Origin of the sequence: Streptomyces sp. NPDC101776 (genome assembly GCF_044766845.1) — a bacterium.
GTDB lineage: Bacteria > Actinomycetota > Actinomycetes > Streptomycetales > Streptomycetaceae > Streptomyces.
Genome location: NZ_JBIWMV010000001.1, coordinates 99868 through 113326, shown reverse-complemented (window position 1 = coordinate 113326; position 13459 = coordinate 99868). Strand labels below are relative to the sequence as shown.

At 69.4% G+C, this 13459-nt stretch carries 14 protein-coding genes; 5 read left to right on the top strand and 9 right to left on the bottom strand.

Going from position 1 to position 13459, the window contains the following annotated elements; genetic code table 11:
* The first annotated feature begins 192 nt into the window (after positions 1 to 192).
* On the top strand, positions 193 to 1011 hold the full coding sequence (locus ACIRRY_RS00505; protein WP_403966010.1) for a chitosanase: 819 nt from the start codon (positions 193 to 195) through the stop codon (positions 1009 to 1011).
* Here the strand turns inward: ACIRRY_RS00505 and ACIRRY_RS00500 are convergent.
* The 7 genes from ACIRRY_RS00500 to ACIRRY_RS00470 form a co-directional block, all read right to left on the bottom strand.
* Positions 996 to 2393, bottom strand: coding sequence for a nucleobase:cation symporter-2 family protein (locus ACIRRY_RS00500; RefSeq protein WP_403966007.1), 1398 nt, complete (start codon positions 2391 to 2393; stop codon positions 996 to 998). The genes ACIRRY_RS00505 and ACIRRY_RS00500 overlap by 16 nt on opposite strands.
* A gap of 227 nt (positions 2394 to 2620) precedes the next feature.
* Positions 2621 to 3994 (bottom strand): 8-oxoguanine deaminase, encoded by a 1374-nt coding sequence (locus ACIRRY_RS00495; RefSeq protein ID WP_403966004.1) that lies wholly within the window; start codon positions 3992 to 3994, stop codon positions 2621 to 2623.
* 57 nt (positions 3995 to 4051) lie between these two features.
* A complete protein-coding gene (pucL, locus tag ACIRRY_RS00490) occupies positions 4052 to 4936 on the bottom strand; it encodes a factor-independent urate hydroxylase (protein WP_403966001.1) in 885 nt (294 codons plus the stop codon).
* Positions 4937 to 4941: 5 nt separating this feature from the next.
* Positions 4942 to 5349 carry a hydroxyisourate hydrolase gene (gene uraH, locus ACIRRY_RS00485; protein ID WP_403965998.1) on the bottom strand — a complete coding sequence of 136 codons (408 nt, stop codon included), beginning with the start codon at positions 5347 to 5349 and terminating at the stop codon, positions 4942 to 4944.
* Complete coding sequence (gene uraD / locus ACIRRY_RS00480) at positions 5346 to 5873, bottom strand: 2-oxo-4-hydroxy-4-carboxy-5-ureidoimidazoline decarboxylase (protein ID WP_403965995.1); 528 nt, start codon at positions 5871 to 5873, stop codon at positions 5346 to 5348. The genes uraH and uraD overlap by 4 nt, the downstream gene beginning before the upstream one ends.
* A 135-nt stretch (positions 5874 to 6008) precedes the next feature.
* Positions 6009 to 6377: a helix-turn-helix domain-containing protein gene (locus ACIRRY_RS00475; RefSeq protein ID WP_403965992.1), complete on the bottom strand. Its 369-nt coding sequence runs from the start codon at positions 6375 to 6377 to the stop codon at positions 6009 to 6011.
* Complete coding sequence (locus ACIRRY_RS00470; protein ID WP_200685850.1) at positions 6374 to 6625, bottom strand: thiamine-binding protein; 252 nt, start codon at positions 6623 to 6625, stop codon at positions 6374 to 6376. The genes ACIRRY_RS00475 and ACIRRY_RS00470 overlap by 4 nt, the downstream gene beginning before the upstream one ends.
* 148 nt (positions 6626 to 6773) lie before the next feature.
* On the opposite strand from ACIRRY_RS00470, the gene ACIRRY_RS00465 reads away from it, so the two are divergent.
* Together ACIRRY_RS00465 and ACIRRY_RS00460 are read left to right on the top strand one after the other, a co-directional pair.
* On the top strand, positions 6774 to 7595 hold the full coding sequence (locus ACIRRY_RS00465; protein WP_403965989.1) for a TIM barrel protein: 822 nt from the start codon (positions 6774 to 6776) through the stop codon (positions 7593 to 7595).
* Positions 7596 to 7617: 22 nt separating this feature from the next.
* Positions 7618 to 8508, top strand: a complete 891-nt coding sequence (locus tag ACIRRY_RS00460; RefSeq protein ID WP_403965986.1) for a 2-hydroxy-3-oxopropionate reductase — start codon at positions 7618 to 7620, stop codon at positions 8506 to 8508.
* Positions 8509 to 8827: 319 nt separating this feature from the next.
* On the opposite strand, the gene ACIRRY_RS00455 is transcribed toward ACIRRY_RS00460, so the two are convergent.
* Positions 8828 to 10045: a Shedu anti-phage system protein SduA domain-containing protein gene (locus tag ACIRRY_RS00455; protein WP_403965983.1), complete on the bottom strand. Its 1218-nt coding sequence runs from the start codon at positions 10043 to 10045 to the stop codon at positions 8828 to 8830.
* Between the two features lie 84 nt (positions 10046 to 10129).
* On the opposite strand from ACIRRY_RS00455, the gene ACIRRY_RS00450 reads away from it, so the two are divergent.
* Complete coding sequence (locus ACIRRY_RS00450; protein WP_403968264.1) at positions 10130 to 10369, top strand: hypothetical protein; 240 nt, start codon at positions 10130 to 10132, stop codon at positions 10367 to 10369.
* Positions 10370 to 10557: 188 nt separating this feature from the next.
* On the opposite strand, the gene gcl is transcribed toward ACIRRY_RS00450, so the two are convergent.
* Positions 10558 to 12342 carry a glyoxylate carboligase gene (gcl, locus tag ACIRRY_RS00445; protein ID WP_403965981.1) on the bottom strand — a complete coding sequence of 595 codons (1785 nt, stop codon included), beginning with the start codon at positions 12340 to 12342 and terminating at the stop codon, positions 10558 to 10560.
* A 179-nt stretch (positions 12343 to 12521) separates the two neighbouring features.
* Between gcl and ACIRRY_RS00440 the strand changes: the two genes are divergently transcribed.
* On the top strand, positions 12522 to 13229 hold the full coding sequence (locus ACIRRY_RS00440) for a hypothetical protein (RefSeq protein ID WP_403965978.1): 708 nt from the start codon (positions 12522 to 12524) through the stop codon (positions 13227 to 13229).
* Positions 13230 to 13459: the final 230 nt, after the last annotated feature.

Below are 13459 nucleotides of genomic sequence, written 5' to 3'. Positions count from 1 at the left end.
GCCGAACCCGCTGGTACCTGATCCGCCCTCCACGACGCGATCGAGCGGGCCGGGCTGTTCGCCAACCTCACGGCGTGGCCCGGGAATTCACAGTGACCTGCTGACAACACCCCACGGATCTCCCAAGTTCACGCGCGAGTCTCAGCTGCCTTTCACCGTTTCCGTGTACCGCGCCCGCCTTGGAGAGACCGCGTGCCGATCTTCCGAAGAAAAGCCACCCGCCGCACCCTGCTCGCAGCCCTCGGTACGGCGGCGATCGCGAGTCAGTGGCCGTCGGCCGACGCCTCGCCGGCGGGTGCGACGGGGCTCGACGCCCCGGCGAAGAAGGATCTCGCGATGCGGCTGGTGTCGAGCGCGGAGAACTCCTCCCTGGACTGGGAGGCGCAGTACAAGTACATCGAGGACATCGGCGACGGCCGTGGCTACACCGGCGGGATCATCGGCTTCTGCTCCGGTACGAGCGACATGCTGGCCCTCGTCGAGCTGTACACGAAGCGGGCCCCGGGCAATGGCCTGGCCGGCTATCTGCCCGCGCTGCGCGCCGTGGACGGCACCGCCTCGCACAAGGGGCTGACCCCGGGCTTCCCCGCGGCATGGCGCAAGGCCGCGCTGACGTCCGCCGCGTTCCGCAAGGCGCAGCGCGACGAACGCGATCGCGGCTATTTCGATCCTGCCGTCGCGCGTGCCAAGAAGGACGGGGTGGGCACGCTCGGGCAGTTCGTCTACTACGACGCGATGGTCATGCACGGCCCGGGCACCGACCCCGTCGCCTTCGGCGGCATCCGCGCCCGGGCCCGCGAGCACGCGGCCACGCCCGCCGACGGCGGCGACGAGACGACGTATCTCGACGCCTTCCTCGACGCCCGTGTCTGGGCGATGAAGCAGGAGGCGGCGCACAGCGACGTGACCCGGGTCGAGACGGCCCAGCGGGTGTTCCTGAAGAAGGGCAACCTCGACCTGGACACACCGCTCAGGTGGAAGGTGTACGGGGACAGTTACGCGATCGGCTGACGGGCGAGGGGTACGGCCTCGGTCGTACCCCTGACCTGTCCGGCCCGTTCGCGGGCCCGGCCGAGGTGGTTGAAGACCAGGTTCAGCGCGACCGCGGCGACGCATCCCGTGGAGATCCCGGAGTCGAGGACGATCTTCGCGGTCTGCGGGAACGCGTGGTAGAAGTCCGGCGCCGCGATCGGGATGATGCCGACTGCCAGGGACACCGCCACGATCATGCTGTTGGTGTCCTTCTCCAGGCCGGCCCTGACGAGGGTCTGGATGCCGCTCGCGGCGACCGAGCCGAACAGGACGACGCCCGCGCCGCCCAGCACCGGGCGCGGTACGACGGCGATGAGCGAGGCGGCCATCGGGCACAGGCCCATCAGGACCAGGAAGCCGCCGCCGGTGGCGACGACGTACCGGCTGCGGATGCGGGTCATGGCGACGAGGCCGATGTTCTGCGCGAAGGCGCTGCACATGAAGCCGTTGAAGAGGGGGCTGAGGGCCGAGCCGAGGGTGTCGGCGCGCAGGCCCGCGGTGATGGTCGCCTCGTCGGCGGGACGTTCGACGATCTCGCCCAACGCCAGCATGTCCGCGGTGGATTCGGTCATCGAGACCACCATCACGACGATCATCGACACGATCGCGGCGAGCTGGAACCGCGGTGCGCCGAAGTGGAACGGGGTCGGGAAGCCGATCACGTCGGCGTTCGCCACCGGGCCGAAGTCCGTTGCCCCGAAGGGGATCGCGAGGACGGTGCCGATCAACAGGCCGAGCAGGACGGCTATTTGCCTGACGAAGCCGTGGGTGAAGCGGCGGACCAGCAGCACGACGACGAGCGTCGCCGCCGCCAGGCCCAGGTTGGTCGTCGAGCCGTAGTCGTGCGCCGCCGGGTCCGGTCCCTGCGCCCAGCCGAAGGCGACGGGCAGCAGGGACAGGCCTATGAGGGTGATCACGGTGCCGGTGACGACCGGCGGGAAGAAGCGGACCGCCCTGCTGAAGAAGGGGGCGGCGAGGAAGCCGAGGAGGCCGGCGACGATCACCGCGCCGAAGATGATCGGCAGCGCGTCCGACTTGTCCTTGGTCGAGGCCACGACCGCCGTCATCGGGGCGACTCCGGCGAAGGTGACGCCGTTGACGAAGGGCAGCCGGGCGCCGATCTTCCAGATCCCGAGGGTCTGGAGGAAGGTGGCGAGGCCCGCGGTGAAGAGGCAGGCGCCGGTGAGGAAGGTCAGTTCGCTGCCGGAGAGGCCGACGGCCGCCCCGACGATGAGCGGCGGGGCGACGACGCCCGCGTACATGGCGGCCACGTGTTGCAGGCCCGTGGTGGCCATCTTGAGTGCGGGAAGTTTCTCGTCGACGGGATGGACGACGGGTCGGGCGTCGGTGTGGGTGGTCACGGCGGCTCCTCCGGGCGGGTGACACGTCGACTCCGACGTGGGTTTCAGGAGGTGGTGCGCGGTCGTGCGGGACCGGGGAACGGAGCCCAACCGGGAGAATGGGCAGGGCCGTTCCGGGGCGCGCACCTGTGTGCACGCCCCGGCCACGGCCACCGGATGAGGGCCGTCCCCCTCAACCGGAGCTCTTCAACTGGTCGCCTCTGTCGGGCGATTGGGGTGGGGCCGGGTCAGCCCTGCGCGGCGATCCGCGCCAGCCGCCGGGCCTCCTCGCGCGTGGAGCGGGCGATCGCGTCCTCGTCGACGTGCAACAGGCGGTTGTTCTCGACGATCTGACGGCCGTTCACGAAGGAGGCGGTGACCGGGGCCGCGGCGCCGAAGACCAGCGCGGTCACCGGGTCGGCGATCGAGGCGTGCGCGAGGGTGTCCAGGTTCCACAGCACCAGGTCGGCCAGCTTGCCCGGCTCCAGGGAGCCGATCTCGCTTGCGCGGCCCAGGACTTGGGCGCCGCCGTAGGTCCCGAGGCGCAGGGCCTGGCGGGCGTTGAGGGCCGCTTCGCGGTGGGCGCCGAGGCGGTTGACGAGGAGGGCGTTGCGCAGTTCGGTGTGGAGTTCGCCGGACTCGTTGGACGCGGTGCCGTCGACGCCGAGGCCGACCGGGACGCCGGCGGCGAGCATGTCGGGGACGCGGGCGATACCGGCCGCGAGCCGCGCGTTGGACGAGGGGCAGTGGGCGACACCGGTCTTCGTGCGGGCGAAGGCGGCGATGTCGGAGTCGTTCATGTGGACGCAGTGCGCCATCCACACGTCCTCACCGAGCCAGCCGGTGGACTCGAAGTAGTCGGTCGGGCCCATGCCGAACAGCTCCTTGCAGAACTGCTCCTCCTCCACCGTCTCCGAGCCGTGCGTGTGCAGCCGTACCCCGAGCCGACGGGCCAACTCGGCTCCCTGGCGCAGGAGTTCGGTCGAGACGGAGAACGGTGAGCAGGGGGCCACGGCCACCTGGGTCATCGCGTCGAAGGAGGCGTCGTGGTGCTCCCGTACCGTCGCCTCGGTCGCGGCGAGGGCACCCTCCAGGGTCTCGACGGCGAAGTCGGGCGGCAGGCCGCCGTCCTTCTCGCTGCGGTCCATGGAGCCGCGGGCCAGGGTGAAGCGGACGCCCATCTCGCGGGCGGCGCCGATGATGGCGCCGGAGAGGTCGCCGGAGCCCTTGGGGAAGACGTAGTGGTGGTCCATCGCGGTGGTCACCCCGCCGCGGGCCATCATCGCGAGGGAGCCCTGCGCGGCGGCGCGGACCATCGGCTCGTCGATGCGCGCCCAGGTCGGGTACAGCGCGACGAGCCAGTCGAAGAGGTTGTGGTCGGTGGCCAGACCCCGGGTGATCCACTGGTAGAAGTGGTGGTGGGTGTTGACCAGACCGGGGGTCACCAGGTGACCGCTCGCGTCGATGCGCCGAACCACGTCGGCGAGCCCCTCGGGTGCCTTGCCCGCGCCGAGCGACTCGATGCGGTTCCCGGCGATGACGACATACCCGGTGGCGTACTCGGTGTCGGCGGCGTCCACCGTCGCGATCGCGCAGTTCTCGATGACGACGCGCTGAATCATCGTTACCATCGTTCGTCCCAACTTCCTTGCTTCTGGGCCAAGTTCGCGTCGTTCGCGTCAGAGGTTGGTGAGGTCCGCCGGGATCCGCGGTTCGCTGCCGTCCCGCAGGACGGTGGCCTCGATCAGGCCGTAGGGCCGGTCGGCGGCGAGGTACACCTCGTTGTCGTTCTTGAGCCCGAACGGCGCCAGGTCCACAAGGAAATGGTGCTTGTTGGGGAGCGAGAAGCGGACCTCGTCTATCTCGTCGCGGTTCTCGATGATCCGCGAACCCATCTGGTACAGGGTCTGCTGGAGCGAGAGGGAGTACGTCTCGGCGAAGGCCCGGAACAGGTGCTGCTTCGTCTGCTCGTAGGACTCCTCCCAGTCCGGCATCTCCTGTGCGTCGTCGGACCAGTTGAAGCGCCAGCGCCCGGACACCTCGGTCGCCAGGATGCGGTCGTACGCCTCGGGCAGCGTCGTGTACTTGTCCTTGACGTAGCCCCAGAACTCGGAGTCCGTCGAGTTCAGGACCGTCAAGTCCTTGAGCCCGGAGACGACTTCCCAGTTCCGGCCGTCGTACGTCACCTGGGTGAGCCGGGTCTCCTGGCCCTTGCGGACGAAGGAGTGGCCCCCGGTCGTCCGCTCCCAGGCGTACTCCTCTATGCGGATCCGCGCGGTCCTGATCGGCTCCTGGCTGGTCACGAAGTGCCGGGCGAGGTGGATGCCGAACTGCTCGGCGGACTCGATGCCGTGCTCCTTGGCGAACGCGTACACCGTGTTCTTGGTGGTGTCGGTCGGCAGCACGTTGGCGTTCGAGCCGGAGTAGTGGACCTCGTCCATGTCGCCGCTCAGCGACACGGACACGTTGAGGTCCTTGATGTGGTGGGTGGCGCCGTCCCGCGTGATCCTGACGACCCGGTTCTCGGCCTTGCCGTACTGGTTCTGTCCAAGAATCGTGCGCATGTCTGCTAGCTCCCTCGGTATACGGAGTAGCCGAACGGGTTGAGCAGCAGCGGTACATGGAAGTGCTCGCCGGGCCGTACGGCGAAGGTGATCGCCACCTCCGGGAAGAACACTCCGGTCGTGCCGCTGTCCCGATTCGCGGGGGCGTCCTGCTGCGTATCGGCTTGCTTGGTGTCCTGTTGCGAGAAGTACGGCTCCACGGCGAAGTCGAGCCGTACGTGGGTGGTCCCCGCCGGCAGCGCCGGGAGGTCCTTGCACCGTCCGTCCGCGTCGGTCGCGGAGCCGCCGAGCGGCTGCCAGTCGGCCAACGGGCCGCCGCGGGCGGCGAGTCGGACGGCGACGCCGACGGCGGGGCGGCCGACGCTGGTGTCCAGGATGTGCGTGGACACCGAGGCGGTGCTGGTGCTGCTCATGCCTCTTCTTCCTCTGCTTCTTCCGCTACGAGCTTGGTCAACCGGATGCGGTTGATCTTGCCCAACTCGGTGCGGGCGATCTCGCGTTCCCGCTCCGGCGCGTTGCCGATCCGCTCCTTGACCGCGTCGCGCATCTGCTCGCCGGTGCGACCGGTGGCGCAGATCAGGAAGACATGGCCGAACCTCTCCTGGTACGCCAGGTTGAGGTCGAGCAGCTCCGCCCTGAGGTCCTCGGAGGCGCCCGCCAAGCCGCGCTGTTCACGGGCGGAGGTGGGGTCGCCGGGCTTGGGGCGACCGATCGGCGGGTGGCCGGCCATCGCCTCGGCCAGGTCGTCGGCGGTCAGCTCCGCCATCGCGGAGTCGCTCGCGGAGTACAGGTCCTCGGAGCCGGCGTACGGACGGGCGGCCAGCAGCCGCCGCGCCCACGCCGTGGAGGCACACACCTCGAGGAGAGCGGCGAACGCCGCGGGCTCCTCCAGGGTGTTGAACCGGGCGAGCCCCGGCGGCGTGGAAGTCGACGTCACGGGAGCCTCCGTGGCCTTGTGCTGAACGGGCTGGCTGTAGCTAACGCGCTCGACAACACCACGTCAACAGTTTGTTGAAAATTCCGGGTAACAAACCCGCCCCGACGCCTCGCCCGCACCACCCGGGGGCCTCACTCAGGCGTCCTTCTCGCGGTTCAGGTAGTTGTACACGGTGAACCGGCTGACCCCGAGGGCGCTCGCCACGGTCTCCACCCCGTGCCGCACGGAGAAGGCGCCGCGCGCCTCCAGCATCCGTACGACCTCCTGCTTGGCCTTGCGGTCCAGGTCCGCGAGGGGCTTGCCCTTCTTGCGCTCCAGGGCGGCCAGGATGTGGTCCAGCGAGTCCGCGAGCTGCGGCAGGCGCACGGCGACCACGTCGGTGCCCTCCCAGGCGAGCACGACATCGTCGGGGCCGGCCTCGTCGGGCGGGAGCATCTCGCCGCCCATGGCGTCGACCAGCGGCTTCACGGCCGTGATGAACGGCTCGTCCCCGATACCGGTCACCGGTCACCCTCGCCGATCACGTTGAGCTGGAGCGAGACCCGGGTGGCGCCGGCCTCCAGGGTCCTGCGCAGCAGCGCGTCAACGGCGGTGAGCACCGCGTCGGCACCCCCCTCGACCGTGTTGCCGAACGGCCCGACGTCCACGGCGTCCAGCTCCGCCACCTCGATGACCTCCCTGGCGACCAGCGCATGCGCGGGGGCCTCGTCGAGATCGAAGGGCTCTGTCGTGAACTCCACTCGCAATCGCACGCGCACAACCTAACGCGCGGTGCCGTTTTCCGCCGAGCCCTCTTGACAAGCCCCGACACACGGCGGCAATCTTCCAATAAGCAGAAACAAACTTCCACCATACGAAATTACGACACCGTCCCTCGACACGGAAGGGAGCGCGGCCCCCATGGGATTCGAAGACCAGCGCTTCAACGTCAACCTGTCGATCCTCTTCACCGAACTCCCGCTCCTGGAGCGCCCCGCGGCCGCGGCCGCCGCGGGCTTCGGCGCGGTCGAGCTGTGGTGGCCCTGGGTCGACTCCCCCACCCCCGCACCGTCCGAACTCGACGCTCTCAAGCGGGCGTTGGAGGACGCGGGCGTCCAGCTCACCGGCCTGAACTTCTACGCCGGACAGCTACCGGGACCGGACCGCGGCGCGCTGTCGCTGCCCGGCGAGGAGTCGGAGAGGTTCCGCGCGAACATCGACGTGGCCGCCGGCTTCGCCCACTCGCTCGGCGCCACCGCGCTCAACGCGCTCTACGGCAACCGCGTGCCCGGCGTCGACCCGGCCGAGCAGGACGCGCTCGCACTGGAGAACCTGGCCCTCGCGGCCCACGCCGCCGACCGGATCGGCGCGGTCCTGCTGATCGAGGCTCTCAACAAGCCCGAGTCGCCGCTGTACCCGCTCGTCAGCGCCCCCGCCGCCGTAGAGGTCGTCGACAAGGTCAACGACGCGACCGGCCTCGGCAACGCGCGCTTCCTCATGGACCTCTACCACCTGTCCATGAACGGCGAGGAACTCCCGTCCGTGATCGAGCGGTTCGCGGCGAAGACCGGCCATGTGCAGATCGCGGACAACCCCGGCCGCGGCGCACCGGGCACGGGATCACTGCCGCTGGAGGACCTCCTCGGCCGACTGCGGAAGGCCGGCTACGACGGCTGGGTGGGCCTGGAGTACAAGCCCGGCGACCGCCCGAGCGCCGAGGCCTTCGACTGGCTGCCCAACTGACTTTCACCGAAAGGCACTTCCGATGAGCAAGCTCCCCAGGATCGCCTGGATAGGCCTCGGCATCATGGGCTCCCCCATGTCCGAGAACCTGATCAAGGCGGGTTACGACGTCACCGGATTCACCCTGGAACAGGACAAGTTGGACCGTCTGACCGCCGCCGGCGGCACCGCGGCCGGTTCCCTCGCGGAGGCCGTGCGGGACGCCGACGTGGTGGTCACGATGGTGCCCGCGTCCCCGCAGGTCGAGGCCATCGCCTACGGCCCGGACGGCATCCTGGAGAACGCGCGGGCCGGTGCCCTGCTGATCGACATGTCGTCGATCACCCCGCAGACCTCGGTCGATCTCGCAAAGGCCGCCGCGGGCAAGGGAATTCGCGTCCTGGACGCGCCCGTCTCCGGCGGTGAGGCCGGCGCGATCGAGGCCGTGCTGTCCATCATGGTCGGCGGCGGACAGTCCGACTTCGAGGAGGCCGAGCCGCTCTTCGACGCGCTCGGCAGGACGATCGTGCTGTGCGGTCCGCACGGTTCGGGCCAGACCGTGAAGGCCGCGAACCAGCTGATCGTGGCCGTGAACATCCAGGCGTGCGCCGAGGCCGTGGTCTTCCTGGAGAAGTCCGGCGTGGACCTGGCGGCGGCGCTCGACGTCCTGAACGGCGGGCTCGCGGGCTCCACGGTGCTGACGCGGAAGAAGGACAACTTCCTCAACCGCGACTTCAAGCCGGGCTTCCGGATCGACCTGCACCACAAGGACATGGGCATCGTCACGGACGCGGCCCGCAATGTCGGCGCGGCCCTGCCGGTCGGCGCGGTGGTGGCCCAACTGGTCGCGAGTCTGCGTGCGCAGGGCGACGGCGGGCTCGACCACTCGGCACTGCTGCGAGCCGTCGAGCGCCTCTCCGGCGCCCGGCTCTGAGACTTCCGGGCGGCGCCGGCGCTGACAACTGTCCTGTCGCGCCCAGGCGTCGGCGCCGCCCGGAATCACCAACGGCCCGTGTGTGCCGGACGACCCGGATGAGGGGTGGTCGTCGGTACCGCGCGGGCGCGGCCAGGACCGCGGCGGTGGGCGAGCCAGTGCGGTGGTGAAGGTTCCGGGGCCTCTTCTCGACCTGAGAGAAGGGGTGTCCTGTTCCGTCGCCTCCGCCGCGGTCCCGGCCGATGACTCCGTCCGGCGGCGCGAATGTCCTGTCGCGCCCAGCCTCGCGCCGTCGGACGGCCAGCCGACCCAACACTCCCTACAGCGGACTCTCCCCGGCGAGGGAGCGTTCGGCGTTGTCCAGGAGTTCCTTGTATGTCAGCACCTCGACCCTGGCGATGTGTGAATTGAACGTCCGCAGCGCCTCGTTGATCTCTTCCTCGGGTACGTCCGGATGCAGCGCGGGGTGGCCGACGAGGACGAGGGCGCTGGCTCGACGGGTCTCGATGCCGAACTCCGCACGGATGTGCTCTCGGTTCTCGTCCAGCCCGGTCAGGTAGTTGATGGCCTGGGCGAAGGCGTCGTTCACAGCTCCGCCTGGCACCCAGGCATGGCGATGCCGCTTGACGAGTGGCGTCCTGAAACTCATGGCGCGCTTGAGTTCGACGATGTGGAGGGCGCCGTCGCCGCGTATCAGCGGGATGTCCACCTCGTCCCCCGGTACGAGCCGCCGCTGTGCCGCCTCGCCCACGAACCGTCCGCCGAAGATCCAGTACTGCCCCTCCAGCGCCCGCTGCAGATCCGCCTCCGCAGCCCGGGGATCCTCGACAACAGTACGCAACTCCTTCAGCCGGGCGGCACGTCGACGCAGTTCCGCGGCCTGGAGCAGGAGCCGCCCCTGGTCGTCGGCGGCCAACAGAGCCAGGGCCTCGGGAGAGGCCGAGATCCGCCGAGCCTCCGCGGCAGGGTCCTCGATGTCTATCCGACCGCTGCGGATGATCCGCTCCAGCCACAGCGTGGTCTCGGCCTGCCCCCGCGGAATCACGTAGCGCCCTGGGCGGTCTTCGGGCACCTGGAGGAACTGCGCGTCCTCGCCCCGCGCCCGAAAATGCTCCAGGAACTCCTCGATCCCGGCCTCGGGACGGTCGGCCAGGAACTCTCGTCCGCTGTCGACCAGCCATTGGTGCATCACCTTCATCGTGCCGCCGATGAAGCCCGCGTGCGATTCCCTCCGCTGTCCGTCGCGGAACAGCCGGTACCGGTCCTCGAAGTCGTATCGCAGGATGCGCCCCTCGGCGTACTCGATCGCGTCCTGCACGAGTCGTACGACCTGCCATTCCGCGACTCCCGCCGCGGCGCCGCGCGCCTCCTCCAGAAGCCGTACCAGCTCTCTGCCGCCTCGTCGCTTGCTGGTCCGCCCCCCGTGCATGTGCTTGAAGACCGCGTCCACAGCGGCCGTCACGGTCTCGTCAACCGCTTCCTTGGCCACCACGTCACGAAGCTGCCATTCAAGCGTCATGTCGCTTCTCACTGTCATACGACACAGTGTGTCCGCCGGGTCCGACAATGCCGCCGACGTGCGCGGCCACCCGTTCCGCAGGAGTCTTGAGGCATGACAGGCATGACACCTTCACCGCCGGAGTTCCCGCACATCGTGGTCCACCCTCCGGCGCTCGACGGCTCACGTCGGGTCACCACCGGCGACCAGACCCTCGGCATCGCGTCCCACCTCGACGACGTCGTCGAGATCCTGCGCCTGGCCGACCTGGACCGGATCGAGGTCGAGGAGAGCGACCTCATCGAGTGGCAGGGCGGTGGGCCCGAGGACTGGCCGGGGCTGTCGGAACACCACGATCAGTGAACCTCAAATAGACCTCTGAACCTTTCCCGCGAGACTTCAACTACCCCTGAGCGCGGGCACATTCGACATACGAGGCCTGCCGGCACGGGGCGGCGGGCTCCGTACGGGGAATCTCGTGCGCACCTGTAAAAGGTAAGGGCGGTCCACCCTCTCCGGATGGACCGCCCCGCTGCCTCTACCCCCGCGCCTCAGACCTTCAACGTCCTGATCGACGTCGGTGCGTGGTCGGGCTCTGTCGCCAGTTCCTCGAACTCCACCACCTCGCTGATGTCGTTCGTCTTGCTCATCGCGATGTTGGTGACGCGTTCGAGGATCGCTTCGACGACGACCGGGACGCGGAACTCCGCGGCGAGTTTCTTGGCCTGCTCGAAGGCGGTGCCGAGTTCGGTGGGGTCGGTGACGCGGATGGCCTTGCAGCCGAGGCCCTCGACGACCTTGATGTGGTCGACGCCGTAGACGCCCAGTTCCGGGGAGTTTATGTTCTCAAATTCCAGGTTGACCTGGAAGTTGATGTCGAGGCCGAGCTGGGCCTGGCGGATGAGGCCCAAGTAGGCGTTGTTCACGAGGACATGGACGTACGGGATCCGGTGCTGTGCCCCGACCGCCAGTTCCTCGATCATGAACTGGAAGTCGTAGTCGCCGGAGAGGGCGACGACCGACGCCTCGGGGTCGGCCTTGGCGACGCCCAGCGCGGCCGGGATGGTCCAGCCGAGGGGGCCCGCCTGGCCGCAGTTGATCCAGTGGCGTGGGCGGTAGACGTGCAGCATCTGGGCGCCGGCGATCTGCGAGAGGCCGATGGTGGAGACGTACCGGGTCTCCGGACCGAAGGCCTTGTTCATCTCCTCGTAGACGCGCTGCGGTTTGATCGGGATGTCGTCGAAGTGCGTACGGCGCTGGAGAGTTGCCTTCTTGTCCTGGGCCGAGGCGGACCAGGCCGAGCGGTCGGGGAGAGCGCCCGCCGCCTTCAACTCCCTTGCCACCTCCACGAAAAGCTCCAGCGCCGCCTTCGCGTCGGAGGCGATGCCGTAGTCGGGGGCGAAGATCCTGCCGATCTGGGTGGGCTCGATGTCGACGTGGACGAAGGTGCGTCCGGCCGTGTAGACGTCGAGTTTGCCGGTGTGGCGGTTGGCCCAGCGGTTGCCGATGCCGAGGACGAAGTCGGACTCCAGGAAGGTCGCGTTGCCGTAGCGGTGCGAGGTCTGGAGGCCGACCATGCCGGCGTTCAGTGCGTGGTCGTCGGGGAGGACGCCCCAGCCCATCAGGGTCGGGACCACCGGGGTTCCCGTCAACTCGGCGAACTCGACGAGGAGTTCGGCGGCGTCGGCGTTGATGACACCGCCGCCCGCGACGATCAGCGGGCGCTCGGAGGCGTTGAGGAGTCCGATCGCCTTCTCGATCTGGGCGCGGGTCGCGGCCGGCTTGTAGACCGACAGCGGCTCGTACGTCTCCGCGTCGAACTCGATCTCGGTGAGCTGCACGTCGATCGGCAGGTCGATGAGGACCGGGCCGGGGCGGCCCGAGCGCATCAGGTGGAAGGCCTGCTGGAAGACGCCGGGGACCTGCGCCGCCTCCAGGACGGTGACCGCCATCTTCGTCACCGGACCCGCGATCGAGGCGATGTCGACGGCCTGGAAGTCCTCTTTGTGGATCACGGCGGTCGGGGCTTGGCCCGTGATGCAGAGGATCGGGATCGAGTCGCCGGTCGCCGAGTACAGCCCGGTGATCATGTCGGTGCCGGCCGGGCCCGAGGTGCCGACGCAGACGCCGATGTTGCCCGGGCGGGTACGGGTGTAGCCCTCGGCCATGTGCGAGGCGCCCTCGACATGGCGCGCGAGGGTGTGTTGGATGCCGCCGGAGGCCTTGAGCGCGGCGTAGAAGGGGTTGATCGCCGCACCCGGGACGCCGAACGCGTCGCTGACGCCCTCGCGCTTGAGGATCTCGACTGCCGCGCGGGCAGCGGTCATACGAGCCATGGAGTACTCCTGCTTCGGCTGTCGGATTCGCGTCACCGTCGCGCCCCGCGGTGAAAAGTCCCCGACGAGTTTCGAGTTCTTCCGTATCGTGGAACTTAACTTCTACTATCTGGAATTCAATGTAAGTGGGGTGACCAAGGCCGTCAAGAGACGGACAAGCAGGGGTTTTCAGGAGGACTATGGGGCTCATGTCCGAGAGCGTGTCGGTGCGCTGTCCGACCTGCCGACGTGAGCACGTCTACGCCGCGCCGTCGTATCCCTGTGTGTGCGGGGCCCCTGTCGCCCCGCCGCTGGACCAGCGCGGCGTGGCGACGGTCGTGACCCACCGGGTGTGGGACGAGGACTGGATCGCCGTGCGCTGCGCGGCCTGCGGCCGGCTGGACGAGTGGCCGTACCCGGAGCTGGGCTGCCCGTGCGGGACGCTGCTGCGGATACCCGTCGCGGGGGAGGAGCCGACGGCGGAACCGGCCGCGCGGACCGCCAAGGTCGGCGCCGAGGTCGAGGGGCGCCCCGCGTTCCAGCCCGTCACGATCCGTACCGCGCGGGACGCGGTCACCGCCGCCGCGCTGTATCTGCGCTGGCTCGGCTACCGGGACATCCGCCGCGCCGACCAGCGGCCACCGTCCGGCATCGGCCTCGCCGCCCGCGGCATCCTGGCGCAGGTGGACCCGACCGTCCGGCCGGCCTCGCTGCGCGACGTCGAGTGCCTGTGGCTGACGGCCATGACGGAGACCGCCGAGTGCGTCTACTTCTCCCTCGCCGGATACGCCGACGACGCCCGCGCCCGCGCGGACGCGCTCGGCGTCCCGCTGTTCGTCCTGGACCTCACGGGCACACCCCAGCCGGTGAACGACCTGGCGGATCAACTCGACGCGGCGGGAAGCTAGTTGGAGGGCGCCGCGATCTCCTGCGGTCCGTGACGGCAGCCAGTGGGTGGCAGACGAACACCGGTCCGCGGGGTGGTGCGGGGTCCGGGCGCGTGTCGGTGGGTTCGGCCTCGCAGCCGCACGTCGGCCGTCAGCAGCGCGGCTGTCACCGAAGGCACAACGCCCCTGGCCGACTCACGCGCCTCCCGCCCTGTTGACGAGGACCAGACGGATCCGAGGATCTCGCAGTC